The following is a 26,832-nucleotide window of genomic DNA, read 5'->3' as shown; positions in this document are numbered from 1 at the left end:
CCCGGAACGCCGCGTGATGCTCTCATAGTCGTCAACTGTAACAGGCGAATGAAAATGGCAAGTGTGAAGCCTGAATCGGATGCGAACGGCCTTTTGTCTTCGAGTGAAGCACCGGCTGTTGATGTGCTGTTGGCGTCGTTGGCAGGGAAGCGGGTTTACGCGGTGCCGTTGCGTGGTAACAACGGTGACGTGCTGTTGGAACTGGCAATGCAGCATGCGTTCCGACGATACGGCCATCGACGTGTTCATCGGCCGGGCGCTGCGGATTGGATCTGCTTTCGTAGCAGCGGCGCGATGAACGACTTCTGGTGTGAGGGGCCGCGTCGGCTGGGCGAGATGGCGCGGCGGTTTCCCGACACGCCGATCGTTGTGCTGCCGTCATCGTTCCATTTTGAGCAGACGGACCTGTCGGCGTTGTTGGCGGACCGTACGGGGCCAACATATTTGTATGCTCGGGAGCGAATCAGCTATCGGCGGCTTGCGCAGATGAAACTGCCGACGGCGGTGCACCTGGGGCTCGGCGATGACATGGCGTTGGACCTCCGCGACACGCCGTTGGTGGCACGATGGCGTGCGTATCGCCAGTGGCAGCCTCGGGATTACGTGCTGGTTGTCGAGCGTGGCGACCTGGAACACCCGGCGAGTGACGTACCGCTATGTGTCTCACGTCCAGACGTGATCGAGCCGATGTTCAGAGGCGTGGTGAAAAATGCGGGTCGGCCGTATGTGCACGTGCTCAAGCGGGCGAGATGGCGGCGCCGAGGGCAATGGTGTTGCGAGCCGCTGTCGTCCGAGTTTGAATCCGAGTGCCGCGCGTTATTGGACGAGCATTACCCGCAGTTGGCGTCGTTGCCGTGGCGAAGCGCGGATGTGAGCGATTTTCTCAAATATAGCTTCAGGGAGTTTTGCTCATTGATCGCTGGCGCGGCGGTGGTGGTAACCACCCGGCTGCACGCGGGATTGATGGCCAATATGCTGGGGGTACCGGTGGCGTTTCGCGATGGGCGGTATGGCAAGATTGCCGGCGTTTATGAGTACAGCATCGCCGGACTGCCGGGCGTGCAGTTGATCGGTGTCGCGACGCCGACGGATCGGCCGGACAGTTTGGCGCGTGCCGGTGACGAGCCGACCCTGCCGCCGATGGGATGAATAGTGGAATTGGTCTTGGGAAGTGGGAAGGTATGAAGACGAATGAATCCTTGTTGCAGCATGGCGCTGACCCGTCGCTGCCAACGTTAAGCGTGGTGATTCCTACGCGCAACCGAGCTGAGATGCTTTCGCAGGTCATTGAGCGCGTGTTGGCGGATAACGCGACAACAGAGCTGATCATCGTTGATGATGGTTCCACGGATGACACCGCTGCGACGGTTGAGCGATGGCGCGAGCAGGATCCGCGCGTCCGTCTTGTCGCCGGTCCGTGCAAGGGAGGAAACCAGGCGCGGGACGCGGGCGCGGTGCAAGCCTCGGGCGAGGTCATCCTCATGCTGGATGATGATGTTTTTCCGAGCACGGGCATGATCACAGGGCACGCGGAGGCACACCATCGGCTGAAAGAAGTGTTGGTGTTCGGCTACATGCCTGTCAGCCAGAAGTTATTGAGCCAGGGCTTCGCGCCGGCGGTCGAAGCGTATAACGACACCTACGAAACAGTCTGTGATGGCTGGCGAAAGCAACATAAGCCGGTGCTGGCGAATCTGTGGATGGGGAACGTGTCGATTCGGCGTACGGACTGGGAGCGCGTGTCGATCGCGGCGAAAGTGTTACCCCGTACAGCGCCAGTCTGGCGCAGGCGTGAAGACCAGGAGTTTGGTTTTCGATGTTGGGCGGCAGGGCTCAAAGGCGTGTTCATGCCCGAACTGCACGGCGAGCACCACTACACGCGCAGTCTTGACGCGTGGATTCGCAACGAACATGATTCGGGTGTTTCCAATATCGCGCTCAGTCGATATTACCCACAGTACATGGGGCATCAGACGCCTAGCACACCGATCCAGCACATGAATGTGGTGCTTCGCGGCGTGATCAAACTGCTCGCATGCCAGGCGGTGTATCCGGTGGCCATCTCCGTGCTGGCACAGCTCAGCCAGCAATTCGCCAGTTTGCGGATGCCTCGACTCGGCGGCAACATGGCCAAGTTGGCGACGCGCGTGGCGGCGTATCGTGGCGCTGCAGACGAAGCGGCCGCGTGGGAAAAGGCGTCTAGTGGACATGATCCATCTGCCAGTGGCCCCGATGCGCAATCGACGACAGCCTAGCGCCAAAGCTGACAGAAGCGGAACAATCAGGGGAAGGCCATCGGCATGATGAGATGGCCCGCACCTTCCACACCCCTGAATTATCGGGCCCGAAGCCGGAGTGAGATGGATGAGCTACAAGGGATTTCAAGATTTGGTAGAACGATTGCAGGAGCAACTGATTGAGAAAGATGCACGCGCGATAGGTGGTTCCTGGAACGAATTATTGGAGCAACTCGATATTCCTGACGCGAAACTTTTGTGGCGTCAGCCAAATAGGCCTTGGCGTCGAACGTATGCGTACGGGGAACGCATATACAAAATTTCACATTATGGCATTAAAGGGGTCGGCGACCCTGAACTTAAACATGAGTATGACGCGTTCCAGGCATGTGCATCTATCACCGGAATCCCGAAAGCGATGGGCTACCATTCCAGTGAATCGGCGGAAGTCGCTGTGTATAGCCGGGTGAGGGATCGACGTCTGTACGAGTTTCAGCCGACGGTGGTCCAATCATTTGTCATCCTGTTTCGGCTAGGCGTCATACTCTGGCGGGTGTCGTGGCGGGGTGTTGCGCACAACGACATCACGGCCAACAATCTGCTGGTTGGCTCTTCGCGATCGGTCACGTTGGTGGATTTTGACCGGGCGTCTTTTGTGCCGCGAACGACAGCGTTTTACCGGAATTTCGTAAAGAGGTGTGATCATTTAAACGGGTTTAATGGTTCGTTTCAGCGTGTGATGCAAAATACGATCGCGACCCTGCTGCCACCGAGAGTTGCCGCGGCGGGACGTCACATGCTTAACAGGTTGTTTCGATCCAGGGGTGTTGGTGCGAATCATCATGTTCGGTAACGCGAGACGATTTCGGTAGAACGCGTGGTTTGCCGGGACTGTGAGAGCGGAGAAAAGTATCGTGTCGAATTCGCAACAACAGCAACATGGTCCGAGCGTGGGGGTGATTGTGCCGACGTACAACAGTCCCGCCCCGTTGAAGGCGTGTCTGATGGGGTTGGTTCGTCAGACTTGCAAGCCTGATGCGGTGTATGTGGCCGACGATGGTTCGAAGGCGGAGACGCGCGAAGTGGTTGAGTCGTTTGCCGACCGGCTAACGGTGCGGCACGTCTGGCAGGAGGACGACGGTTTTCAACTGGCGCGCATCCGTAACAAGGCGGTGGCCTTGGCGGAGGAGGATTATCTCGTGCTGCTGGATGGCGACACCGTGCCGCATCGACGGTTTATTGAAGACCATTTGCGTGTGGCTCGGCCGAAGCGCGTGGTGCTTGGCTCGCGCTGCTGCATCACCGATGTGTCCGACGAGTCAGCGTTTACGCCGCCGGGCACGCTGCGCTTGGCGGCGTTGTTTGTCAGCGGGCGGGTGATCAATGATAGCCGGGCGTTTACGGTGCATTTTCGCAACCGCTGCTTCGGCTTTGCCAAGGGGCTGCGGATGCCCATGCCGCTTGTGCGGCCGGCGGAACTGCGCGATACACATGGGGGCAACTTCGGCTGTTGGCGCAGCGACCTACTGGAGATCAACGGCTTTGACGAAGGTTTCACCGGATGGGGTTATGAAGATCGCGACACCGCCCGCCGACTGACACAGATCGGTTGCGAGTTAAAGCAGCTTTTCTTTCAGGCGGTCTGTTATCACCTGGATCACCCGGTCAACCCGCCCAACGAGGCGAACCTGGGGCTGTTTGAGCAGGCTCGATCGACGCGTTGCGAAAAGGGCATTGATCAGTATCTTGCGCCGCAGCAGGTGCACGCGTCGGCAGACGGATGACGCCGGTCAGGAAGATGGTTTGATGAACTACGATATTCTTATCGCCACGCGCAACCGTGCCGCGGCGCTGCGCATGTCTATCCCGATGATGCTGACGCAGAGCCGTCGACCGAGTCGGCTGATTGTGGCGGACTGCAGCGACGATCACGCGGAGATCGCCGCGACCGTGCAAGAACTTGCTTTGCAGCACGGCGTGCCGGCGGTGGTGTTGAATCCGCCGGCGGGGAAGGCGCGTCAGCTCAATCATGGGCTCGAACACGTGCAAAGCCCGGTGGTCATGGTGCCCGACGATGACTCGCTGTGGTTTCCGGACACAGCTGAGCAAATCATGCAGGTGTATGAGCGTGATGATGCCGACATCATCGGCGCGGTGTGTGCCGCGGAGTCGCCCGACCTTCCGCAAGACCAAGCCGACCGATCGCGGCAGCAACAGCAACAGCAGAAGCAGAAGCAGGCGCAGTCGTATCGCATGACGTGGACGGACCAGGCGCGGCAGATGCTTGCTCATCCGCGGCAGCGGTTTGAACGGCGGTACTGCCCCGACCCGTTTCTGCTGCACGGGAGGGCGTGTTGGCAAGGCAAGCCTGTACCGACATGGCTGTATGAAATGGATGCGGTGCTGGTGGAATGGATGACCGGCTTTCGCATGTCGTTCCGCACGGATCTGATCCGCAGCGTCGGGTTTGACGAAAGGCTCGCAGCGCCGTCATTGACGTGGGTGATGGATGATGTGGATGCGTCGTTCAATATCCTGCGAGATCGCCTGATCGTCGGTGCTCGGCGGGCGAAGGTGCATCATTATCGATGGCCCTCGCGGCGCGGAAGCGGGATGGCGATGGGGGTGACGCAGGTATTGATGGCGGCTTACGTCATCTGCAAACACACCACGCCTGATGCGCCGGTCCGTCGACAGCTTGCGGGCTATGCCCGGATGAAGCTGATGAAGTACCTCGCCGCAGCGCATACGCCATTCGGGCGCGACCGTGTGCGCGGCGCTTGGCGTGCGAGTCGGTGCATTCCCGACCTGCTCAAGGCCGAGCCCGAGCATCTCGCAACGCGTTACCACGAGGCCGTGGCGAGATGCCTCAACGTCAGTCTCGAAGCGACGCCCCAGCCGCCCGACACGGCATTGAACCACCGCTAACCCCCATACCTCGACGAGGCACGAACCATCACACGCGATCTGTCCATCATCATCATCAGCTACAACACGCGCGAGCTGCTCGACGCGTGCCTGGCGAGTGTGTACGACCGCCTCGGCGGGCTCGATGCCGAGGTGATTGTCGTCGACAACGCCTCGGCCGACGGGTCGGCAGATATGGTGCGCGAACGCTACCCGCAGGCTCGACTGATCGAAAATCAGGCGAACACCGGTTTCGCTGCGGCGAACAATCAGGCGATTGAAATCGCGGTCGGCAGACATGTGCTGCTGCTGAACTCCGACACGTATGTGCTCGGCGATGTGCTTGCCGCGTCTGTGAGATATATGGACGAGCATGAGCAGGTCGGCGCGATGGGCTGCCGTGTACTTAACACCGACCGCACGTTGCAACTGACGTGCTCGCAAACGCCGGGCCTGGTGAACCTTGTGCTGCTGACCAGCGGGCTGTGGCGGTTGAACCGCCCGCGGTGGTTGGGGCGGTATCAGATGAAACATTGGGACCGCACGGACGAACGCGATGTGGATGTCATCTCCGGCTGCTACCTGATGGTCCGCCGGACGGTTATCGAACAGGTCGGTCCGCTGGATGATGCGTTCTTCTTCTTCGGCGAAGAGACGGACTGGTGCACGCGCATCCGGCAGGCGGGCTGGGCGTTACGCTTCGCGCCGGTGGGCGAGATTGTGCACTACGGCAGCGCGAGCGCCGCATCGCTTGGCCACGAGCGCGACCTGCTGCTGACCAACGGCCTGGTGCGCTATCACGTGAAGCACAGCGGGTATGTGATGGCCTTCGCGGTATGGGGGTTGCTGCTGGGTTTCAATCTGAGTCGATGTATGTACTGGACATTGCGTTCGCTGGTGCAGCGCGGCGGCGCGGCGCGCGACCGACGAGACCACTTTCGTGGCGTGGTGCGCGAGTATGCGAAGGCGTGGCCGCTGCGACATGAGGTGAGCGGATGACTGGTCGGCGATTGCAAATACTTATAGTCGGGCCGAACAGCGACGGCACGGACGTCGGCGAAGCGTGGAGCACGTATCGATGGGTGCAGGGCCTCGCTGCGGAGCATGATGTGACGCTGCTGACGTATCGCAAGCGCGATCGCGCGTCGGCGGTGGAGCAACTGCCCGGTGTGAAGGTGGTCGAGTGGACGGACCTGCCGCTGGTCGGCCGATTTGAACGCTTCAATAGTATGGCCAAGCCCGGCTACATACCGTTTTACATCCGCGCCCGGCGGTGGCTGCGGGCTGCGCAACGTGAAGGGCGGACATTTGACGTGGTGCACCAGGTCGCGCCGCTGGCGTTGCGGTACCCGTGTCCGGCGGTGGGCTTCGGCTGGCCGATCGTGATCGGGCCGGTGGCGGGCAGCCTCGACACACCCAAGCCGTTCGCGGCGGAGGTGGGCGGCGACCGGTGGTACACAAGGCTGCGCGATATCGACGGCTGGCGATTGCGAAATGATCCGTGGTTGCGACGCAGCTACGAACAGGCGGCGGCTGTGATCGGCGTCGCGCCTTACGTGCGCGATACGGTGCTGGCCGGGTTGAACATCCGCCGATTCGAGGTGTGCAGTGAGACGGGGGTGACAAGCCTGCCCGATGTACAGCCTGATGCCCGGACGGGCGATCGCGATGCGTCGGCTCCGCTGCGGTTGCTGCACGTCGGTCGGCTGGTGCGGACGAAGGGCTTGCGCGATGCGGTGCGGGCGTTGGGTGAGGTTGGCGCGGCCTGGCCGTGGCAGTTGGACGTGCTCGGCGAAGGGCCAGATCGCGTGGCGTGCGAGGCTGAGGCGTCGCAGTTGGGCATTGCCGACCGCGTTCGGTTTCACGGCCGACTTCCGCGGGAGCAGGTGGAAGACTATTACCGCGCGGCGGACGTGTTCGTGTTTCCGAGCTTTCGCGAGCCGAGCGGCAACGTCGTTTTGGAGGCGATGAGTCACGGCCTGCCGACTATTGTTGCCGACCGGGGCGGGCCGGCGGCGGCGGTGACGGCAACGTGTGGCGTGCGTGTGGCGGTGACGTCGCCGAGCGAATATGTCCACGCGCTTGCCGAGGCGTTGCACACGCTGGCGCGGGACCGCGCGGCGCGTGAGGCGATGGGGCAGGCGGCGCGGCAGCGGATCGCGTCGGACTACCTTTGGCCGCGTAAGATCGCGTGGCTTTCGCAGCTGCATCAGAGTCTGGCGGTCGAAACACGTCGTGAGCCGGTCGCGACCGGTGAAGCGGTGGGGAGCTACTAAGCATGATCAGCGTCATCATCCCCGCCCACAATGAAGCGGCCGTGATCGCTCGCGGCCTCGAAGCGCTGGTGAATGGCGCGGAGCCCGGCGAGCTTGAGGTCATCGTCGCGTGTAATGGTTGCACGGACGAGACCGCCGCGATCGCGCGGCAGTATGCACCCACGGTCAAGGTGGTTGAAACGCAGACGGCGTCGAAGATCGCGGGACTGAACCTCGGTGACGAGCACGCCTGCGGCTATCCTCGGTTTTACGTTGACGCCGACGTGGTGCTGTCGATCGAATCGGTACGGCGGATCGCGACGGTGTTGCGCGAGGGCAGCGTGCCGGCGGCGTGCCCGCGCATGGCGATGGACCTGGCCTCGTCGAGTTGGCCGGTGCGGGCGTATTACCGCGTCTGGCAGCGATTGCCTTACACGCAGGCGGGAATGATGGGGGCGGGGACGTACGCGATGAGCGAAGTCGGCCGAAGCCGGTTCGACAAGTTTCCGGATGTGATCGCGGACGACGGGTACGTTCGGCTGTTGTTCGCCGAGCACGAAAGGCCCGCTGTGCCGGGGGCGGTTTCGAAAGTGACGGCGCCGGCGACGTTGGGCGATTTGCTGCGAATCAAGACGCGTAGCCGATATGGGATATATCAGCTTCAGCAGCGCTACCCGGAACTGGCGCAGCGTGAGGCGGCGGCAAAGAACTACGGCGGGGGTCTGCGCGATGTAATGCGTGACATCTGGCTGTGGCCTTGCGTGCCGGTGTACGTTTGGGTGGCGTGGATGTCGCGCCGGCGGGCGCGTCGACAGATGTCGGCGGCGGGGTATGTATGGGAACGGGACGAGTCATCGCGACAGTCGCCGGCGACAACGCCGACGCCTTGATTGCGATCGATTGTCGTGGACGGATCGTTCGATCGTTGGCGGCTTACGGAGCGGGATATGAACGAACAAGTGATTGTTGCCGAAGCGCCGGTGTCGACGCCGGGCGAGCGTGGCGCGGAAGCCACGCGGACGCGGCGCGTCCTGGCTGTGGCGTCGGGCGGCGGGCACTGGGTGCAGTTGAAGCGGCTGTGGCAGGCGTTCGACGGCCATGAGGTGACAGTCGTGACCACGCACGCAGGCTATGGCGACGAGGTGCGTTGCAAGCGGTTTCGGACGGTGACGGACGCAAATATGGACACGAAGCTGAGCTTGGTGCGGCTGGCGTGGCAGATGGCGTGGATCGTTTTCCGCGAACGGCCGGACGTGGTGATCTCGACCGGCGCTGCGCCGGGCTACTTTGCGATTCGCTTCGGTAAGCTGATTCGGGCGCGGACGATATGGGTGGATAGTCTGGCAAATGCGGAAAAACTTTCGCTCTCCGGCTTGAAAGTGGGCCCCCATGCGGACTTATGGCTGACGCAATGGGAACATCTAGCCCAGCAGGGCGGGCCGTATTACTACGGGAGCGTGGCATGATTTTTGTGACAGTTGGAACACAGCTGCCTTTCGACCGGCTTGTCGAGGCGGTGGACCAGTGGGCCGCCGAGCGACAGCGAGATGATGTGCTGGCGCAGGTGGGCGAGTCGGCATACCCGGCGAAGGCGATCCGGACGGTGGCGTCGCTGCCGCCTGCCGAGTTTCAGGCCACGTTCGCCTCGGCGTCGCTGGTTGTCGCTCACGCGGGGTTGGGCACGATTCTCTCGGCCATGGAGTTGGGCAAGCCGATCCTCGTCATGCCGCGCCGGGCGGCGATGAACGAGCATCGCAACGACCATCAACTCGCCACTGCCGAGCGTTTCGCCGACCGGCAGGGCGTGACCATCGCGAAGGATGAGAGCGAGATCGCTGCGCATCTGGATGCTGTGGAGTCGCTGGAAGCGGGAGAGCGTGTTGAGGCGACGGCATCGCCGATGTTAATCAATGCAATTCGGACATTTATCGCCGGCAACCAGCCCGGGCCGGAGCCGACCGCGGCCGTGCCCGTCCGATAACCGGAAGGTGCGGCGGCTGGAAATTGCCTAAGCTACCTGTTTAGCCCAGACTGCGAGATGTGAGGTTGATATGGAGCCGAGTCATCGAAATCCGAAACATCGCCTGATGCATATCGGTAGATGAATATGCGGGGATGCCGCAGCGGATGGCCACGGGATGGCGGAGGCAAGGAAGCGGTCGGGGTGGGCCATGATGTATCCAGGTGACGATGGCTCGTCCGGCGCGGCCGATTGCAACGGTTGGACGGGCGGTATGAATATTTAGGTGCTCGAACGGGGGAAGGCAGAGGAAACAGGAAGTGGGATTTGACCGATGAATGTAACCAGCGTGCACCAACGAATGCACAACACGAAGCCGACGCCGCCGACGCCTGTGGGGTCTGGTGCGTCAGGTGCGGCGTCGAACGGCGCGTCGCCCGCGCCGGTCGCGTCGCTCGCGACCGCCGACGCGGTGCTATCGCGTGTGCGTGGCGTGGTGCTGCTGGCCGGGACAATGCGCGTTTCGGAATTGGGCGAGGCGATTCAGCGTTCGATGCTGGACTTGCCCATTCGTGCCGGGCAGAGCATGTTGGCGGGCTGGTGTGAGCAGGTTGCGACGTTGGGGGCGTTGATAAACGTCGAGCGTTGCGAGTTGCGTGTGCGGATCAACGAGGGCGTACATCGGCCGACCGTGCCGAAGAAGCTCAATCGGGTGGCCGTGGATGTAGAGGTTGACACGTCGGCCTACCGCGGCAGCGGCGGGGTGCTGCGCGACATCGCCCAGGACTTTGACGACGATCAATATCTGCTGGTCGCGAACGCGGCACAGGTCTTGCTTGAGCCCTTGGCGGACCTGGTGAAAGCGCTCGCGGAGCCGCAGGCGGCGGTGAGTCTCGTATCGCATCGTGACGGCACGCCCAGCGGGGTGATGCTGATCCGATGCGACGTTCTCAAGCGACTGCCGGCGGTGGGTTTTATCGACTTGAAAGAACAGGCGCTGCCTGGCATTGCCCGCGAGCATGACGTGCGTGTGTTGCATCGCGATCGGCCGACGGGCCTGCCCGTGCGGACGCTGGCGAACTACATCACCGCGCTTCAGACGCTGTACCGCTCGGCCAAAAATGCGGACGAGGCCGCCAGCCCCTTCGTGGAAGACTGGCAGTCGACGTTCGCCCTGATCGAACCCGGCGCGGAAGTGGGCGACAGCGCCCGCATCCACGACTCGATCGTGCTCGATGGCGGACGCGTCGGCGACGGGGCCGTGCTCGTACGCGGCGTGGTGGGGCCCGGCGGGGTGGTGGCAGCGAACCGGACCATGGTTGATTGCGTGGTGCAGGCGAAGAAATGAAACGGCAAGTTACACGCGAGCGAAGCGTAGAGGCAGAGAACTTCGAGCGGTGCAGGGCAGGACAGGGGAGAGTGAGTTGATGAATTTGATTCCGCGATCAATGCTCCGCAATGGCTGGACGGTCTGGCATCTGCTGGGCGCGGCCGTCATGGCGGGCATTGCGCTGTTCGCCACGTGGGACGTATGGCAGGACATTTACAACATCGCAGTACGCGATGAAGAGTCCAGCCATATATTCCTTGTGCCCATTGTGGTGCTCTGGCTGATGTATGTCCGCCGCAAGCGACTGCGTTACTGCGCTCCGACGGGGTTGTGGGTCGGCCCGCTGATCGTCGCGGTCGGCTGGCTGGCACACTCGGTCGGCGATGCGTACATGTTTCAGAGCATCTGGCATGGTGGCGTGGTGCTGGTCGTGCTCGGTGCAGCGTTGTCCTGCCTGGGCCTGCCCACCGCGCGGGCATTTGCGCCGGCGCTCATTGCCTTGGTTTTCCTCGTACCGATTCCCGGTATTGTTCGGCAGCAGTTGGCCATGCCCCTGCAAACCGCCACCGCGATCATCACCGAGCAGGTGTTGCTGGTGATGGCCATGCCCATCGACCGTGCAGGGAACGTGCTGACGATCAACGGGGTGGAGGTCGCCATCGCCGAGGCCTGCAACGGCCTGCGCATGGTCTTTGCCTTGACCCTCGTCTCGTACACCCTCGCATTCAGCTTGCCGCTGCGTAGCTACGTGCGGGCGATCCTGATTGTCGCCAGCCCAGTCTCGGCTGTGCTTTGCAACGTGATCCGCCTGATCCCCACCGTCTGGATATATGGCTACGCCGACGTCAGCATCGGTGACACCTTTCACGACGTCAGCGGATGGATCATGCTCGGGGTAAGCCTACTGCTGTTGATGGGCATCATCGCCGCGCTGCGATGGGCGCTCGTGCCGGTGACGCGTTACACGCTGGCGACAAACTGACCGCTCGAAACCAGCGTAGGTCGAGATGGTGGATCCGGGCATGGTGCTCATCCCGAGGGGAGGCGACGAAATATGATCAAAGCAATTTTGGCTCCAATCCTGGCTGTGGCGCTGATCGCCGGGCTGACCATCGAGAAGCACAGTTGGCCTCAGCCTGATGACGTGGAGGAGTACCACGCCGAAGTCGCCGAGGCCATCCGCGCCATTCCCGAACAGTTCGGCGATTGGCGGTCGACCGAGGTGGAATTACCCATGGCGGCCGTCGCGCTGCTGCGTCCGAACGAAATCCTCAGCCGACGGTACCGCAACAGCCAGACCGGCCAGGCGTTTCAGTTCATCGTCATTCACTGCCGCGACGCCCGTGACATGGTCGGCCACTACCCGCCGAACTGTTACCCCGCCGCCGGCTGGGACCTGCGTCAACGTCACAACAATGCCTGGGCGCTGACCGACCTTACGTCCGAAACCGAGGCGGTGGCCATCGAAGGCGTCGGCTATGAGTTCGAACAACTCATGCCCGGTTCAACCTCGCAACTGTTTGTCACCAACCTGATTATCCTGCCCGACGGAACGTTTGGTCAGTCGATGCGCGACGTGAACCGCATCGCCGCCGACCGCCAGTTCCGCGTCTATGGGGCTGCACAAATGCAGTTCATTTTCTCGGGCAGCTATGCCAAGTCCGAACGAGACCAGATTGTCGAACAATTCGCGGCCGCGGCCGAACCCGCGATGCAGGCGATCCGAACCGGAGTTCAGCGATGAACGATCAGTACCCTGTTGAAGAACATCACAACTTGCCCGCGCCACGTTCCTACGATCCAGGCATGGTGCACGACGACCACGAAGAGGAAGAAGTGTCGCCGCTGCAACGGCTCCATCAGTTGCTGCGCGGACGCTACCTGTGGGCCGTCGGCCTCGCGGTCGTCGGCGCTGCTATCGGCGCGTCCGTTGCGTGGTTCAGCATCGAGCCGGTCTACGAAAGCACCGGCATGGTTCACATCCGCCCGGCGCAGGACCGCCTGATCTACGAAACCGAGCTGAACCAGCCGTTGAGCAACTTCGGCGGATTCGTCGGCACGCAGGCGGCGCTGATGCAGCACACACGCGTGCTGCGAAACGCGATTGATGATCCCGGCTGGCGACAGTTTGGCCGAGGCACCGACGAAGAGGCCGTGCAGGATTTCCGTCGCAACCTGAATATCATGCAGCCGCGCGGCAACGAGTTTATTACGGTCCGCTATCGCGATCCCGACCGCGAGGCCTCCAAGGTCGCCGTCCGCTCGGTCCTCCAGGCATACCAGCGCATTCACGTCGAACGGGACCGAACCAGCCGACGACAGACGATGACCGCGCTTGAGGAACGTCGACAGCACCTCAATAACGAAATCTCTCGTGTCAGTCGGCGCATCCAGTCGATCGCTCAAGAGTATGGTTCGGACGCGCTCGAACAGATGTACCAGTTTCAGCTCAGCCAGGTCCAGCGTCTGGAAGGCACGCTCCAGCAGGCACAGATGTCGCTCAGCCATCTGCGCGCCCAGCAGGAGAACGGCGATGGTGAAGGCCTCGCCGACATGAATGCACTGACCCTCGAAGAGGCCGCCGCCTACGACGACCGTATCGCCAGCCTGCTCGCCGAGCGCGAAGCGATTGAGGAACGGTTGAAGTTGCTGCGCCGCAATTTTGGTGAGCAGCATCGCGAAGTTCGCGCCTGGGGCGATCGCCTGGAAGTCACAACCGACTCGCTTGAACAACGTCTTCAGGCCTTCCGTACCGGCGGCGTGATCCCTGGTGAGATGGGTGGCGGTGGTGGTGGCATCGCCGGCGTTGGAGGCGTTGCTGGCGGAAACAACGCGCCGGCCCAACGGCTTTCGCAACTGCAACGCCAGGTCGAGCGCCTTGAAGAGATGCACGCCGACGCGCATGAAGAGATGCTCGCCCTCGGTCGACGCCGACTTGAGATCGACCAGCTCAAGGCCGAACGTCAACGTCTTTCTGATCGCCTTCAGGAAGCACGCTTCCGCTACGAAACGCTGGAAGTTGAGTCGGCCATGGCCGGCCGTATCGACGTCATGGCCGACGAGAACGACATCGACACGTCCCTTCGGCCGGTCAATGCTCGTAACCGCGTTCAAATGACCGGCGCGGGGTTGGCCGGCGGCGGTGCGTTCGGCTTTGCGCTGATCCTCGGCATCGGTTTGATCGACCGGCGCGTCCGCAACATTGACGACGCCACCCGCAGCATCGGCCACCTGCCACTGCTCGGCGTGCTGCCGGAACTGCCAGACGACCTGACCGACCCGGAGCACGCGAGCCTCGTGGCTCACTCTGTGCACCACATTCGCACCCTCATGCAGCTCAGCGACAAGTCGCGCAGAACGCCTGTCATGATGCGCGACCAGCGCGGCCAGCTGCATACCATCGAGATGAGTTACGACCGGCCGAACGGCAGCGTCTATACCATCTCCTCGCCCGCCGCGGGCTCGGGCAAGACCAGCCTCAGCATCGCGCTGGGCATGTCGTTTGCCAACGCGGGCAACCGCACGCTGTTGATCGACGCGGACCTGACCAGCGGCGGCCTGACCAAACGCATGCGAACCCTCATTCGCCGACGCATCGGGCAGATTCTCCTTCAGCAGGGTCTCGTCGACCGTGAACAGCTCGACGAAGGCCTCCATGCCGCGGAAGTCACCGGCCGACGGCTGGGCGAAGCACTCATTGCCCAAGGTGTTGTCACTGAAGAGCAGCTCACCCAGGCCCTCGCGTTTCAGGAGCACTCCGCCATGGGGCTGCTCGATGCGATGCAGGGCGATACCCTGGCTGACTGTGTCGATGAAACCGGCACGGAAAACCTCGCCATCCTCCCGATCGGCGGAGCGACGGTTGCCGACCTCAAACGGCTGTCGCCCAAGGCGCTCAATCGCGTAATCGACGAAGCGCGTCGTTATTTTGAGATCATTCTTGTCGACACCGGCCCCGTGCCGGGCTCGATGGAGAGCTCTTCCGTCGCAGCCATGGCCGACGCCGTGGTGTTCGTGGTCTCCCGCGGCGACCAGCGGCCGCACGTGGAGCGTTCGGTGACGTTCCTGGAGTCGATTGGCGCATCGTTGGCGGGCGTTGTGTTCAATCGGGCCGACCCGGATGACAGTATTAACAACTATTCAGTGATGAGCGATCGCGGATCTGCCGAAAATAGCAATGGGAAGGCCGCCTCCGCCAGCGCCAACGGCGCAGCCAATGGTCACCATCGTTACGGGCCAGTCGTTGATGCGCTGACCGCCGGCGGACAGGAAAAACCACGTACGAAGGATCGGCCGAGCTGATCCGCGTACCGCCAGGGGGGCGGGGGCCAGGGAACTGACATGATCGCTGACTTGAAAACAGACAGTGCGCCTGCCAATGCGCACCCCACCGTCTGGGGGCTTACGCCGACGGAACTGCACGATCGCTTCTGGGCTGCGCGCGGCGTGCAGGTGGTGCGCGTCGGTGAGCCGTCGGAGATCGTGGAAGACGCGGAGCTGTTTTTACTGATGGCCCCGCGGCTGCTGGCCAACTTTGCGCTCGGCCCGCTGGTCGAAGAGCTGAGTTGGCTGAAGCCCGATGCGCTTTGGGTCCGCATTCAGGACCAGCGTGAGAGCGGCTACCACGAACGTGCGGTGACCGACGAGGCCGGCCGGTTTGTCGCTTTCGAGCGCGACTATGGCGGGGCCGACTCACGGCTCGGCCGTGTCGTGCTCACACCGAATTCCGAAATCGCCCGTATCTGGCAGTCGGCCAGCGACGCTATCGCCGGCTGGCGCGAGCTGCGTCGCCGGGTGACGCGCCGCCGCCGAACCGCGATGGCGATCACCGGCAAGACTTACGACCGCGACTCCCCCGATGAGGTGATGGACTTCGTTCGGCAACTGGTGACGGTGTGGAAGCGTCCCGACGCCACGGTCGAGCGGGCGGTGTATCACCAGGCCGGCACGTGGGCCGACCCCGACGCGGGGCTAACCGATCGTGTTCGCTTCGTCGGGCCCGTGTGGGTTGGTGCGGGGCGTCTGCTCGAACCCGATGCCAGTGTTGTCGGGCCGGCGGTGCTGTGGGACGATCCCGAGCAGCGGCCGACGACCGATCGCGTGCGATGGAACGAGCTTGAGCCGCATCAGGCGCTTGAGACGCCGCTGCGTCAGCCGCTGAGTTCTTCGATGAACCGATTGACCAAGCGTGCGTTCGACATCGCGTTCGCGCTTGCGGCGTTGTTGATGGTCTTGCCTTTGTTCCCCTTGATCATGCTGGCGATCTGGCTTGAAGACGGCCGACCGTTCTTCTTTGCCCACATGCGTGAGACGCTCGGCGGCCGGGAGTTTCCCTGCCTCAAGTTCCGCTCCATGCGAAACGATGCCGAGCAGATCAAAGCCCAGCTTGCAGCGGTCAACCAGGTCGACGGCCCGCAGTTTTTCATGGAAAACGATCCGCGCGTCACGAAGGTCGGCCGATTCCTGCGCAAGACCCACCTCGACGAATTGCCACAGCTGCTGAACGTGCTCGTCGGACAGATGTCGGTCGTGGGCCCGCGCCCCAGCCCGCACGCGGAAAACCAGTATTGCCCGGCCTGGCGTGAAGCGCGATTGAGCATCCGCCCCGGCATCACGGGCTTGTGGCAGGTCATGCGGACCCGCCGCGAGGGTGAAGACTTCCAGGAGTGGATTCGTTACGACCTGGAGTACGTCGAGAACGCGTCGATGACACTCGACATGAAGATCATTATTAAAACCGTCATGATCATCCTATTTCCGAACAAGTGATACGACCCTATGGCAATTCGAGCGAAAACCAAGCGACGACTCTTCATTCTGATCGGCTCGGTAGCGACAGTGATCGCGCTGGGGGCGACCATTTACACCGTGCGTATGGCCCAGATTCGCGAAGACGTGATTCAGGCGCGCGAAGTGGGCATGGTGGCGATGGACGAGGGCGACTATCACACTGCGATGCACCAGCTCGGCCGATACCTTCAGCATCATACGAGCGATGCGGAAGCGACTTACCACTACGCGCAGGCTCGGCTGAGGGTTGAAGAGCCGGACGGTCGGCATCTGGTGCACGGCGCGCGATCGCTACGACGTGCGTTGGAGTTGGACCCTGATCGGCATGAGGTCCGCAGGCAATTGCTGGAAGTGTACGGGCGAATCGGTTTTTCCAATGAAGCGATCGACCTGGCGCGGCTGATGCTTGCGGATGACCCGGACGACGCGGAGGCGCTGCGCACCAAGATGGAGGCGATGGTGCGCCTGCGGATGTATGACCGGATCGACACGCTGGCGGAAGAAAGCCTGGAACAGGACGAGCATGGCGAATACATCCGTTCGGAAGGCATTGTGACCGAGGTGTTGCGCGGACGAGCGATGGCGTCGTACCAGCAGTCGCGTTATGCCGAGGCGTTGCCGATTGCCGAGCTGTTTAACGAACGGCGGCCTGAGGATTATGAAATGCAGCGGTTGACGGTGGAACTGTTGCACGAGTTGAACCGCTCGTCGCAGGCGCAGCGTGCGCATGTTCGTCGGCTGCGCGAAGCGTACCCAGACCATCCGGGGTTCGCGGCTCTGGAAGCCAGGACATTGCGTCGCTTTGGCGACATGTCGGCGGCGCGAGCGGCGATGGCTGACGCGGCGTCGGCCGACCTGAGCGAGATGGACGAGGTCGCGGTGATGGACGTGCTCAACGAGCTGGATCGCCAGCAGATGTTCGCCGAGACGCTTGATGCGATGCAGCGCGTCGCGCCGCAGATGGACGGGCTGATGTTTCGGCGGGTGATGGCACAGCGGCTTGCGTTGAGTCAGCAGTGGGACGCGTTGCTGAAGCATTTTGAGCCGTTGGAAGCGACTGCCAACCGCGCGGATTCAGTGGTGCTTGCGTTTCTGGCGATGACTCGGTTCGAGTTGGGCGAACCTGAGAAGGCCAAGGCGTTGGTAGAGGAGTTGCGGTCGCGGGTGAATGATTCGACGGCGATCGAGTGGTCGTCGGTGTTGTCGGCAGTGTATGGGATGGAGCAGCCGTCGCCACGCGAGTTGATTGAAGTGATTCGGCGATCGGACGAAGGTGGCGAGCGGAATCCGTTCTACCAGCACTGGCTTGCACGAGCGTATCAGCAGGTTGGTGAACTGGACTTGGCGATTGCTGCGTGGCAGCGTGCCGCGCAGGCAGCGCCGAGTTGGAACCTGCCCCTGCTGGAAGCGGCGCAGGTGTTAGCGCAGACGGGGCGGTCGCGTGAGGCGGTGGGTGTGGCGCAACTGGCGTTGCGTCGAGCGCCCAACGACATTCGAGCGGCGTTGGTGTTGGCCGAGTCGATCGAGATGCAGTGGGATTCGTTGACGTCGCAGCAGACGGCGGACCTGCGTCGGTTGTTAAGCCAGATTCAGGCTGCGATACCATTCGAGCCGCGATCGCTGTCGTTGCAGGTGCGTGTGCTGACGGCCAGTGGTGAACTGGAGGCGGCACGCGAGCGTGTGGCGGCGGCGCTGGAGGCCGATGCGAATCTGCCGTCGGCGGTGATGGTGCAATTGGCGGAGGCGATGGCCTCGGCGGACGCGCCGGAACTGGAGCGGCAACTGCTGGATCGAATGGACCTGGCCGAGGGCTCGACGAGCAATGCTGCGCGAATACAGCAGGTACAGGCGATGGTCGAGGCCGGCCAGGGCGGTCAGGCGCTGGCGGTGATCAACCAGCAGGTCGACACAACCGAGGGCGATGAGAAGCGTAGCTGGCGGCTGCTGAAAGCTCGGCTGCTTGATCAACTAGGCGACGCGCGGGCGCTGGCGGCATGGGTTGAGCTTGTCGACGACTATCCACAGGATGCGGGCGTGCACCAGCGTGTGCTCAGCTCGAATCTGGCGTGGCAGGATCGTGAGTTGATGGACAAAGTCATCGACCGAGTGCGCTCGATGGCAGGCGACGAGGCGCTGAGCTGGCGGGTGGCGCGGGCGCGGTGGCTGATGGGGGCACCGGAGGGTGAGCGATCGGATAGCGACGTCGCCGACCTGCTGCAGTATGTCATTGACGCGTCGGCGCAGCATGTGCAGGCCCGGTTGTTGATGGCGCACCATCACGAACAGACAGGTAACGCATCGGCAGCGATCAACCAAATGACGCGTGTGGCGCAGTTGCACCCGGAGCGTGCGGACGTTCGCCTGCAACTGGCGCGACTGTTGCAGGCCCGCGGCGACGAAACGCAGGCACGCATGCACATGGAGGCAGTGCATCAGCTTGGTGGGCAGATGCAACCGGAACGACGGCTGCAGGCGGCGTCGATGCTTGTCGGGCAGGGCGAACTGGACCGCGCGATTGCACTGCTTGAGCCTTATCACGGGACATCGGTGCAGCATGATATGACTTTGGCGCAGCTTTACGCGCAGGCCGGCCGGGTGAACGAAGCGGGGCAGATGTACGACCGTCTGCTTCAGCAGCCGACCCAGGCGGTGGTGGAGCAGGCGACGCAGTTTTTCAGTGCGACGGGGCAGCAGGACCGAGCGGCGTCGGCGATCGGGCACCTGGATGATCTGGAACTGGCGCCGGGTGTGGCGGATCTGATTCGTGGAGGACATTATGCAGCGGTGGGTGAGACGAGCGCGGCGCGTGAGGCGTATCGGCGTGCGGTGGACGCATCGCCGGACAACGCGCTGGCGTGGCGACGTCATATCAGTTACACGCTGACGGCCGGCGACGTGGACGAAGCCTTGGCGATGCTCAAACAAGCGAGCGAAACGACGCAGGACACGCTGCTTGCACGGCTGGTGTCGGAGCTGGACGTGTTGCGTGCGGCGGCAGCGCATGACGTGGCCTTGCCATTGTTGACGACGTTGTTGAACAGCGCTGCGAATCATGAAGTGGCGATGCAGGCGGTGCGTGCGATGGCGTCAGCGGCGACACCGAGCGACGCGCTGCCGACGTTGCAGACGCTTGCCGACGAGCATGAGTCGCTGGTGGCGTTGCAGGCGACGGCGTATCGGTTGCATATGGTGGACGGCTCGCATGAGCAGGCGATCGAATTGGCACAGCGGATGATGCGATTGATGCCCGGCTCAGCGGAGCCAGCGTGGATGATGGCCGAGGCGCTGTCGGCCGCGGGCGATTGGGAGCAGGCAATGGAGATCGCGCAGGAAGCGTCGGCACGCGGCGGTGTGGCGATGGCGGATGCGGACGGCTTTATTGCCGAGGCACAGCTACACATGGGCGACTCGGCGGCGGCGCTGAGGCAGATCGAACCTTACCTGGACGAAGCGAAGGCAGACCCGGAAGCGAACGCGCCGTTGATCGTGCGTGCCGCGCGAGCGAAGTTGCAGCTTGGCGAGGTGGAGCGGGCCGAGCGTATGCTTGATCCGCTACTCGAAAAGTCGTCACAGTGGCGGGGGCTGTGGTTGCAACTGGCGGTGCTTGTACTGGAAGATGATGCGACGGCGACGCGCTGGCTGGATCGCTTGAACGAAGTGGTTGCCAACGATGCGCGGGATGAGCGGTTCCAGTTGGCGCAGGGCTACTGGACGTTGCTCGACCGGACACAGTCGGGCGAGCATCGTGAGGCGGTGCGGCGGACGTTGATGCCGTTAACGGAACTTGATCCGCCGATGGCCGAGGCGGTCATGGGGCTGGCGGTGCTGGAAGATGCGGCGGGCAATCGCGACCTGGCCGAGCAGGGCTATCGCGAGGCGCTGGCGATCGAGCGTAACCTGCCGATCGCGGCGAACAACCTGGCGGTGATCCTGTATCAGCGCGGCGAATCGCTGGATGAAGCGGTGACGCTGGCCCGCAGTGCGGTTTCGGCTGCACCGCAACACGCACCGTTCCGCCACACGCTGGCGCAGGCGCTGCAGACGCGCGGCGATCATGCCGAGGCGATGGAAAACATGCAACAGGCTGTCGAGTTCGACGGCGGAAACGTCCGCTGGCATGTCGCGCTCGCGAAGTTGCTGTTGAGCCAGGACCAGCACGACGCGGCGGGCGAGGTGCTTGCGAACATTGACGATCAGTTCCCTGAAACGGACGGCCTGCCGGACGAGGTTCGCGAGGACCTGGATGCGGCCCGCTCACAATGGCAGGAACAACGGCGAAGCACGGACGCGCAATGATGTGTTGAGCCGGCGACATTCAAGATTATCAAGCAGGGTCGTGTCGAAAGACACGGCCCTTTTTTATTGGGGCGCAGGAGAGTGGTGAGACGGCGCCCTTGCCATTGCGAGCCTCGGATTGACGCGCGGGCGACGGGGGGCGAACATCATCAGTTATGGGAAGACTGCCGTTCAACCCCGACCACGTCCGCACACCCGCGACGCCTGCTGCGCCGAGCAAAGCCGACAGCGGTGATCAGCCGGTGCGCGTGGGGGCGCTCGCGAGCCTGATCAAGACGGCGTTGACCGACGGCCTGCCGCGGAAGGTGCGCGTGGTCGGCGAGGTGAGCAATTTTTCGAGTCGTACTCACTGGTTTTTCAGCTTGAAGGATGAGCAGGCGACGATTCGCTGCGTCTGTTTCGCGTCGAGTGCGCGGCGGGTTCGCTTTCCGATGGCGGATGGGCTGGAGGTGGTCGCGACCGGTCGAGTTGATTTTTTCAACCAGGCCGGGCAGGTGCAGCTTTACGTCGATCAGATCGAGCCAGTGGGGCAGGGGGCGCTCGAACTGCGGCTGCGCCAACTCATCGACGAGCTTCGCGAGCAAGGCTACTTTGATGATGCACACAAGCGAGTGATGCCAACATTCGCACAACGCATCGCGGTGGTGACGTCGCGGTCCGCAGCGGCGCTGCAGGATGTGATCAACACGGCAAGCAAGCGATGGCCCGGCTGTCAGTTGATGCTGTACGACGTGAAAGTGCAGGGCGAAGCGGCGGCGCCGGAAATCGCGGCGGCACTGCGCACGCTCAGCGAGCAGGGCGGTCAGCTGGGCATCGACGCGGTGCTGCTGACACGCGGTGGTGGGTCGATCGAAGATCTGTGGGCGTTCAACGAACGCGCTGTCGCCGACGCGGTGTATCACTGCAAGCTGCCGATCGTCGCGGCGATCGGCCATGAAACCGACACGACCGTTGCGGAACTGGTGGCCGACTTGCGCTGCGCAACGCCCACGCAGGCCGCGATGCGGCTTGTGCCCGAGCAGGCGGCGTTGGAGCAGGCGTTGGGGCATTGGGCGGGCAGGCTGTCGCAGGAACTGCGACGGCGGCTGCGCGACGGGCAGCAGCGTGTCACGGCGTGTGCCAGCCGAGCGATCTTTCGCAGGCCCGCCGAACTGGTCGAACGTGCGAGGCGACGGCTGGATGAGCGGCAGTTGCAACTCGCCCGGGCGTTGCCGCATCGTACGGCACCCGCGCGTCAGCGGCTTGCGCATCTTGATGATCGGCTGCGTGCGGCGCTGCCACGCCAACTGCACCAGCAGGCCGACCGTGTCAGCGCGACCGAGTCACACCTGCACACGGCTGCCGCGAGGCTGGCGCGTGAGCAACGGCAGCGGTTGCAATCGACGGTTCGCCACCTCGAAGCGGTAAGCCCGCGGCGTGTGCTCGATCGTGGGTACAGCTATACGCTCGGGCCGGACGGCCAGGTGCTTCGTCGTGTGGCCGACGTGAAGGCGGGCGATGCGCTGACGACGATGCTCAGCGACGGGCAGGTGCGGTCGACGGTGGGGCAGGCGAGCGATGCGGGTGCGTCGAAGCCGACGGATGCGCCGCCGTCGGCAGATCAGTCGTCGAAGCCGTTTCCGTCACCGGAGCCGTCAAAGGGGGGGCGAGCGAAGCGGTCGGGCAGGCGAAAGGCGGCTGGCAGTGGGGCGGACCAGCCGACGCTGTTTGGCTCGTGATGTCGATTTTCCGTCGGTGTCGGGTGGGTGGGTACCCACGGATGCAATCCGTGGGCTTTGGCATTGATCGATAACCCTGGGGTTGTAAATGCGATGAGCGCAAAAGAGAAGCCCGGGCGTTGTGCGACGTCCGGGCTTCGGTGTCTCGACGCGTGGTTGGACGCGTCGTGATGCGAACGCGGTGGGGTTGTTTGGGGTGGCGAGGGTGGTGTGCTTACAACTCGCGGGCGTCTTCGTCGTGATTGGCGTGGAAATCACCGGTGTTTTCGTTGTAGTACCAGTCGCTGGTGCCGACTTCGCCATCGCCGACGATGTTGCCGGCGGTGTATGGGTTGCGGGGGATGCTGCTGAGGTAGGGGCCGAAGCTGTAGCCGGGCGTGTCGACGGCGGCGGTCTGGCCGAGAGCGTTGCTGGATTTGGTCAACTGTTCGGTGAAGTTGGCCAGTTCAGGGAAATTGCCGTCGTGGTGATGGCGGTATAGCTCGATCTGCTGGCGCACGCGCGAGAGGTTGGTGGCCAGTGCATTGTCGCGCGTCTGCTCGGCAGCGCCGATGAACTGCGGGATCACCATTGCGGCAAGTATTGACAATAGCAACACGACGATGAGAATTTCCACAAGCGAAAAGCCCGCGCCGCGGCAGCGCAGCGGAGTCCGAGCGGGAGTGGGACGAAGCGAGCAGATTTGCATGACGTGATTCCTTGGAACGGATCGTTGCTTGCGGGTGTTATCGGTTGACGGAGGTCGGCGGTTTACCTGCAATCTGCAACGCCCGGAACAATCGTGCGTTTTGCGCGGGTTGTACTGGTCGTATTGCCTAGCCAGCCGGCGCGAGTGGCAAGCTTTCGGCTATGATGACGGGATGACCGACGCAGGGATGCGAAAACGCTGGCGCAGCCGATCTTCCGGCAGTTTCCAGAGCGACGACCCGCAGCTTCGACGCGAGCAGGCTGTCGACTTTGCTGGCAAGCTGGGTATGTCGCCGCTGATTGCCGAATTGTTGCTCGCCCGCGGTGTCGACACGTCCGACGCTGCCCGCGCCTTTCTCAAGCCCACGCTTAATGACCTGGCTGACCCCGCCGAGTTGCCCGGCGTGCCCGAAGCTGCCCGCCGCATCGCCCGCGCCGTCGCTGACGGTCAGCCCATCGTGATCTACGGCGATTACGATGTCGACGGCGTCACTGCTGCGAGCGTGCTATGGCACACCCTCAGGCTCGCCGACGCCGACGTCAGTATCTACATTCCGCATCGCGTTGACGAAGGGTACGGCCTGAACGAAGACGCGATCCGCAGCTTCGCCGAGCTATCGCCGCAACCGCTCGTCGTCACCGTCGACTGTGGCATCACCGCCACCGGCCCGGCCGACCTCGCTCGCGAGCTGGGGCTGGACCTGATCATCACAGACCACCACACATTCGACCCGGCCGATTTGCCCAATGCTCACGCGCTGGTGCATCCGGGGTTGGCCGACGCGGGTGGGGCGGTCGCCGTCGGCGCGGCGGACCTTTGCGGGGCAGGTGTGGCGTTCAAGCTTGCCTGGCAGGTCGCGCGGGAGATCTGTGGCAGCGATCGGCTGCCGGCGGGCTTTCGTGATCTGCTGGTGAACCTGCTGACGCTGGTGGCATTGGGCACGGTGGCCGACGTCGTGCCGTTGCGAGGCGAGAATCGTGTGCTCACGCGCTTCGGCCTGGCACGCATCAAGAACACCGGCTTTGCCGGTCTGGATGCGATGATCGACGCGGCGCAGTTGCGTGACGAGCGGATCGACAGCTACCACGTCGGCTTCGTGCTCGGCCCGCGGCTCAACGCCTGTGGCCGAATGGGGCACGCACGCGAGGCCGCCCGCCTGCTCACCGAAGCGGTCGGCGACGAAGCCCGCGAGCTGGCCGTGTTTCTCAACAGTGAAAATGACCGTCGGCGAGCGACCGAGCGAACTATTGCAGAACAGGCCGCAGCTCAAGTGCGCGAGGCGGGCTACGACGCGGCAGACCGCCGGGCCATTGTCGTCGCCGGCGAAGACTGGCATCCGGGCGTGGTGGGTATCGTCGCCAGTCGGCTGGTCGAGCAGTTCAGTCGGCCGGTTATCGTGCTCAACATTGACGAGGAAGGCATCGCCCACGGCTCGGCACGCAGCGTCGACGGCGTTTCCATTCACGAAGCGCTGACCGCATGTCGTGAGCACCTGACCCGCTTCGGCGGACATGCGATGGCGGCGGGGCTGGCGCTGCGTGCCGAGGCGATCGGCGCCTTCCGCGATGCGCTGGTGACGCATGTCAACGAAAAACTCACGGTCGAGCAGCTCACGCCTGTGCTCACAGTTGACGCGGCGCTGTCGCTGGGCGACTGTACGCTTGCTTTGTTCGAGCAGTTGCAGGAGCTCGGCCCGTTTGGTCGAGACAACCCGCGTCCGAAGCTGCTGGTGCGTGACGTGACGCTTGACGGTCCCGCGCGGCCGATGGGGAGGCAGGGGCAACACCTGCAACTGCGTCTACGGCAGGGCGGTAGCGTGATGCGGGCGGTGGCGTTCAACTTCGGCGACGTGGCCGAGCAGTTGCCCGGCGGCGTGGAACTGGACGTGGTGTTTGAAGCGAAGCTGGGCCAGTGGCAGGGCCGACGCACCCTGGACCTGCACGTGCAGGACCTGCGGCCGAAGCGTCGCACACCGGCGACGGCAACCTTGGCAGAGGATATGTCATGATGAGGCAATTGCTCGGCGAGTGGCCGCAGATCGTGAAGTTCGTCTGTTTGAGCCTGACCATGTTGATGGCTGCATCTTCCGCGGCGAGCCTGGTGTTCGGCTACGCGATGATGGCGATCGCCAGCGCGGTCGTCGCAGGTTGGTCGTTAAGCGTGTGTCTCGATGTCTGGCGTGCCGAAATCATTCGCGACCTTTCGCAACCGCAGCACAACCATGAACACGCGAACTAGCCTTTGCGCATGAGGATTGTCGCGTCGTGGCCGTGCTGGAAGTAGTCCTGTCGGAACTGCACGTCCCATGTGTGTTGCAGCGCCCATTCGAAGATCGCGGCTGTGTCCAGTCGACGCGCGGGCGGCAGTTGCGCAGGGGCTTTCGGCCCGCAGCGATCCGAGAGAAAGTTGAAGATCAACGTTTCACCCGCCGCCTGCCATGCATCGTCGAGCACGCGCAACGAAAGCTTGTCACTCATCGTGTTCAGCGTGCCGGAGATCGCAATCACCTGCGGCTTTCCCGTGCGGAGCAACTCGGGATGCGTGACGAAATCGCCGTGATGAAACTCGCATTGCGGCATCTGGCGTTGCTCGGCGTAGTCGATCACCTCGGACAGGCCGTCTATGCCGATGTACTTTCCGAATGGCACGTCGTGCTTGATCAGGTACTCGGCGAAGTCGCCGCGCGAGCAGCCCGCGTCGAGCACGCGCTTGCCTGCGAGAAAGCACATCTGCGTGAACACTTCGAACCGCCGCTTTTGTGTTTTCGGGCTGGCCCAAAGTGTGACGGCGAAGTCCGAACCGTGGTCTTCATGCGCTTCACGGTACGGCTGCATATAAGCATCGGCTTCAGTTTGACTCATGGTTCGCATTCTTTCGGCGGCGGATCGCCCAGCCGGTTGCGCGGCGGGCCTGCACGTGCGCCCGGCGTCGTCGTCGCATCCACCACCGCACGCCGAACGCAACGGCGATGATCAGCACGACCAGCCCGGCAACGGCGAGTTGGCCTTCCGCGACCCACTCGTACACCCGGTCGATCTGGTGCGAGAAGGCATACGAGAGGCCCAGGATCAACGGCACGCTGATCGCCGCCGCCGACCCATCATAGAGCAGAAATTTCCAGGCGGGAATTTTGAACGTGCCCGCCGTGAAAAATGCCGCCGTCCGCAGGCCCGGCAGGAACCGGGCCATGAAGATGAACTTGCCCCCATGCTCGTGCAGCTTGCGTTCCGTGCGGACCAGGCGTGCATCGTTGAGAAACCGTCGGAGCACCGGCAGCTTGGGCACATGGTGCCCGTACCGGCGGCCGAGCGTGTAGACGATCAGGTCCGAGCCGAGGATGGTGATGAACGCGCCGGGGAACATGATCCACGGATCGGTGATGCCACTGCCCGAGAGATAGCCCGCGAGGATCAGCACGATGTCCTCGGGAATGGGCAAGCCGAACCCCGAGACCAGCAGGATGCCGAAGATCACGAGGTAAGGCGTCACGCCCGCAAGTTCGGCGAGCCATTCTTCCATGGACCGGCGATTGTACCGACAAGCGACCGCGTCGGTGCTACGACAGAACGCTTCAGCCCCGTCGCCCTCACTCGCTCCCCCCCCGAACACCTCCCCTCGCGACTTTGCTACCATCGCCCCCCAAGGAGCCAA

General features: G+C 63.1%; 22 protein-coding genes. 19 read left to right on the top strand and 3 right to left on the bottom strand.

Features of this window, described 5'->3' with window-relative positions:
• Positions 1 to 63 precede the first annotated feature (63 nt).
• The 17 genes from ACERK3_07840 (at position 64) to xseA (ending at position 22,493) form a co-directional block, all read left to right on the top strand.
• The gene (locus tag ACERK3_07840; protein MFA9478206.1) at positions 64 to 1,149 is read left to right on the top strand and encodes a polysaccharide pyruvyl transferase family protein; all 1,086 of its coding nucleotides are present in this window, start codon (positions 64 to 66) and stop codon (positions 1,147 to 1,149) included.
• A gap of 32 nt (positions 1,150 to 1,181) precedes the next feature.
• Positions 1,182 to 2,255 carry a glycosyltransferase family 2 protein gene (locus ACERK3_07835; protein ID MFA9478205.1) on the top strand — a complete coding sequence of 358 codons (1,074 nt, stop codon included), beginning with the start codon at positions 1,182 to 1,184 and terminating at the stop codon, positions 2,253 to 2,255.
• A 109-nt stretch (positions 2,256 to 2,364) separates the two neighbouring features.
• Positions 2,365 to 3,090, top strand: coding sequence for a hypothetical protein (locus ACERK3_07830; protein ID MFA9478204.1), 726 nt, complete (start codon positions 2,365 to 2,367; stop codon positions 3,088 to 3,090).
• A gap of 61 nt (positions 3,091 to 3,151) precedes the next feature.
• On the top strand, positions 3,152 to 4,021 hold the full coding sequence (locus ACERK3_07825; GenBank protein ID MFA9478203.1) for a glycosyltransferase family 2 protein: 870 nt from the start codon (positions 3,152 to 3,154) through the stop codon (positions 4,019 to 4,021).
• A 22-nt stretch (positions 4,022 to 4,043) separates the two neighbouring features.
• Positions 4,044 to 5,165, top strand: a complete 1,122-nt coding sequence (locus ACERK3_07820) for a glycosyltransferase (GenBank protein ID MFA9478202.1) — start codon at positions 4,044 to 4,046, stop codon at positions 5,163 to 5,165.
• 27 nt (positions 5,166 to 5,192) lie between these two features.
• Entirely contained in the window at positions 5,193 to 6,143 is a 951-nt protein-coding gene (locus ACERK3_07815) for a glycosyltransferase family 2 protein (GenBank protein MFA9478201.1), read from the top strand.
• Positions 6,140 to 7,420, top strand: a complete 1,281-nt coding sequence (locus tag ACERK3_07810; GenBank protein ID MFA9478200.1) for a glycosyltransferase family 4 protein — start codon at positions 6,140 to 6,142, stop codon at positions 7,418 to 7,420. Before ACERK3_07815 ends, ACERK3_07810 begins: the two co-directional genes overlap by 4 nt.
• Positions 7,421 to 7,422: 2 nt before the next feature.
• Complete coding sequence (locus tag ACERK3_07805; GenBank protein ID MFA9478199.1) at positions 7,423 to 8,289, top strand: glycosyltransferase; 867 nt, start codon at positions 7,423 to 7,425, stop codon at positions 8,287 to 8,289.
• Between the two features lie 57 nt (positions 8,290 to 8,346).
• The gene (locus ACERK3_07800; protein MFA9478198.1) at positions 8,347 to 8,865 is read left to right on the top strand and encodes a UDP-N-acetylglucosamine--LPS N-acetylglucosamine transferase; all 519 of its coding nucleotides are present in this window, start codon (positions 8,347 to 8,349) and stop codon (positions 8,863 to 8,865) included.
• A complete protein-coding gene (locus tag ACERK3_07795; GenBank protein ID MFA9478197.1) occupies positions 8,862 to 9,380 on the top strand; it encodes a glycosyltransferase in 519 nt (172 codons plus the stop codon). The genes ACERK3_07800 and ACERK3_07795 overlap by 4 nt, the downstream gene beginning before the upstream one ends.
• Positions 9,381 to 9,693: 313 nt before the next feature.
• Positions 9,694 to 10,707 carry a hypothetical protein gene (locus ACERK3_07790; protein MFA9478196.1) on the top strand — a complete coding sequence of 338 codons (1,014 nt, stop codon included), beginning with the start codon at positions 9,694 to 9,696 and terminating at the stop codon, positions 10,705 to 10,707.
• Between the two features lie 79 nt (positions 10,708 to 10,786).
• Positions 10,787 to 11,671: an exosortase/archaeosortase family protein gene (locus ACERK3_07785; GenBank protein MFA9478195.1), complete on the top strand. Its 885-nt coding sequence runs from the start codon at positions 10,787 to 10,789 to the stop codon at positions 11,669 to 11,671.
• 72 nt (positions 11,672 to 11,743) lie between these two features.
• Complete coding sequence (locus ACERK3_07780; protein MFA9478194.1) at positions 11,744 to 12,433, top strand: exosortase C-terminal domain/associated protein EpsI; 690 nt, start codon at positions 11,744 to 11,746, stop codon at positions 12,431 to 12,433.
• Complete coding sequence (locus ACERK3_07775; protein ID MFA9478193.1) at positions 12,430 to 14,991, top strand: GumC family protein; 2,562 nt, start codon at positions 12,430 to 12,432, stop codon at positions 14,989 to 14,991. Before ACERK3_07780 ends, ACERK3_07775 begins: the two co-directional genes overlap by 4 nt.
• 39 nt (positions 14,992 to 15,030) lie before the next feature.
• Positions 15,031 to 16,458, top strand: a complete 1,428-nt coding sequence (locus ACERK3_07770; protein ID MFA9478192.1) for a sugar transferase — start codon at positions 15,031 to 15,033, stop codon at positions 16,456 to 16,458.
• A 9-nt stretch (positions 16,459 to 16,467) separates the two neighbouring features.
• Positions 16,468 to 20,775 (top strand): tetratricopeptide repeat protein, encoded by a 4,308-nt coding sequence (locus ACERK3_07765; protein MFA9478191.1) that lies wholly within the window; start codon positions 16,468 to 16,470, stop codon positions 20,773 to 20,775.
• Positions 20,776 to 20,930: 155 nt separating this feature from the next.
• Positions 20,931 to 22,493: an exodeoxyribonuclease VII large subunit gene (xseA, locus tag ACERK3_07760; protein MFA9478190.1), complete on the top strand. Its 1,563-nt coding sequence runs from the start codon at positions 20,931 to 20,933 to the stop codon at positions 22,491 to 22,493.
• Positions 22,494 to 22,707: 214 nt separating this feature from the next.
• Here xseA and ACERK3_07755 read toward each other — a convergent pair whose 3' ends face one another.
• Positions 22,708 to 23,181: a type II secretion system protein gene (locus ACERK3_07755; GenBank protein ID MFA9478189.1), complete on the bottom strand. Its 474-nt coding sequence runs from the start codon at positions 23,179 to 23,181 to the stop codon at positions 22,708 to 22,710.
• Between the two features lie 172 nt (positions 23,182 to 23,353).
• On the opposite strand from ACERK3_07755, the gene recJ reads away from it, so the two are divergent.
• Positions 23,354 to 25,189 carry a single-stranded-DNA-specific exonuclease RecJ gene (recJ, locus tag ACERK3_07750; protein ID MFA9478188.1) on the top strand — a complete coding sequence of 612 codons (1,836 nt, stop codon included), beginning with the start codon at positions 23,354 to 23,356 and terminating at the stop codon, positions 25,187 to 25,189.
• On the top strand, positions 25,186 to 25,419 hold the full coding sequence (locus ACERK3_07745; protein ID MFA9478187.1) for a hypothetical protein: 234 nt from the start codon (positions 25,186 to 25,188) through the stop codon (positions 25,417 to 25,419). Before recJ ends, ACERK3_07745 begins: the two co-directional genes overlap by 4 nt.
• Here the strand turns inward: ACERK3_07745 and ACERK3_07740 are convergent.
• Together ACERK3_07740 and ACERK3_07735 are read right to left on the bottom strand one after the other, a co-directional pair.
• On the bottom strand, positions 25,416 to 26,042 hold the full coding sequence (locus tag ACERK3_07740) for a trans-aconitate 2-methyltransferase (protein MFA9478186.1): 627 nt from the start codon (positions 26,040 to 26,042) through the stop codon (positions 25,416 to 25,418). The two genes, ACERK3_07745 and ACERK3_07740, sit on opposite strands and share 4 nt — an antisense overlap.
• Positions 26,029 to 26,700 (bottom strand): DedA family protein, encoded by a 672-nt coding sequence (locus tag ACERK3_07735; protein MFA9478185.1) that lies wholly within the window; start codon positions 26,698 to 26,700, stop codon positions 26,029 to 26,031. The genes ACERK3_07740 and ACERK3_07735 overlap by 14 nt, the downstream gene beginning before the upstream one ends.
• Positions 26,701 to 26,832: the final 132 nt, after the last annotated feature.

The organism is Phycisphaerales bacterium AB-hyl4 (genome assembly GCA_041821185.1).
Classification (GTDB): Bacteria; Planctomycetota; Phycisphaerae; order Phycisphaerales; family Phycisphaeraceae; genus Natronomicrosphaera; species Natronomicrosphaera hydrolytica.
Note: the sequence above shows the minus strand (reverse complement) of the source record. Positions and strands in the feature narration are given on the sequence as shown.

Bases quoted from the DNA above. Each gene is read 5' to 3' on its own strand.
- ACERK3_07835 (MFA9478205.1), top strand. From the start codon at position 1,182: ATGAAGACGAATGAATCCTTGTTGCAGCATGGCGCTGACCCGTCGCTG.
- ACERK3_07830 (MFA9478204.1), top strand. From the start codon at position 2,365: ATGAGCTACAAGGGATTTCAAGATTTGGTAGAACGATTGCAGGAGCAA.
- ACERK3_07820 (MFA9478202.1), top strand. From the start codon at position 4,044: ATGAACTACGATATTCTTATCGCCACGCGCAACCGTGCCGCGGCGCTG.
- ACERK3_07810 (MFA9478200.1), top strand. From the start codon at position 6,140: ATGACTGGTCGGCGATTGCAAATACTTATAGTCGGGCCGAACAGCGAC.
- ACERK3_07805 (MFA9478199.1), top strand. From the start codon at position 7,423: ATGATCAGCGTCATCATCCCCGCCCACAATGAAGCGGCCGTGATCGCT.
- ACERK3_07800 (MFA9478198.1), top strand. From the start codon at position 8,347: ATGAACGAACAAGTGATTGTTGCCGAAGCGCCGGTGTCGACGCCGGGC.
- ACERK3_07795 (MFA9478197.1), top strand. From the start codon at position 8,862: ATGATTTTTGTGACAGTTGGAACACAGCTGCCTTTCGACCGGCTTGTC.
- ACERK3_07790 (MFA9478196.1), top strand. From the start codon at position 9,694: ATGAATGTAACCAGCGTGCACCAACGAATGCACAACACGAAGCCGACG.
- ACERK3_07785 (MFA9478195.1), top strand. From the start codon at position 10,787: ATGAATTTGATTCCGCGATCAATGCTCCGCAATGGCTGGACGGTCTGG.
- ACERK3_07780 (MFA9478194.1), top strand. From the start codon at position 11,744: ATGATCAAAGCAATTTTGGCTCCAATCCTGGCTGTGGCGCTGATCGCC.
- ACERK3_07775 (MFA9478193.1), top strand. From the start codon at position 12,430: ATGAACGATCAGTACCCTGTTGAAGAACATCACAACTTGCCCGCGCCA.
- ACERK3_07770 (MFA9478192.1), top strand. From the start codon at position 15,031: ATGATCGCTGACTTGAAAACAGACAGTGCGCCTGCCAATGCGCACCCC.
- ACERK3_07765 (MFA9478191.1), top strand. From the start codon at position 16,468: ATGGCAATTCGAGCGAAAACCAAGCGACGACTCTTCATTCTGATCGGC.
- xseA (MFA9478190.1), top strand. From the start codon at position 20,931: ATGGGAAGACTGCCGTTCAACCCCGACCACGTCCGCACACCCGCGACG.
- ACERK3_07755 (MFA9478189.1), bottom strand. From the start codon at position 23,181: ATGCAAATCTGCTCGCTTCGTCCCACTCCCGCTCGGACTCCGCTGCGC.
- recJ (MFA9478188.1), top strand. From the start codon at position 23,354: ATGACCGACGCAGGGATGCGAAAACGCTGGCGCAGCCGATCTTCCGGC.
- ACERK3_07745 (MFA9478187.1), top strand. From the start codon at position 25,186: ATGATGAGGCAATTGCTCGGCGAGTGGCCGCAGATCGTGAAGTTCGTC.
- ACERK3_07740 (MFA9478186.1), bottom strand. From the start codon at position 26,042: ATGAGTCAAACTGAAGCCGATGCTTATATGCAGCCGTACCGTGAAGCG.
- ACERK3_07735 (MFA9478185.1), bottom strand. From the start codon at position 26,700: ATGGAAGAATGGCTCGCCGAACTTGCGGGCGTGACGCCTTACCTCGTG.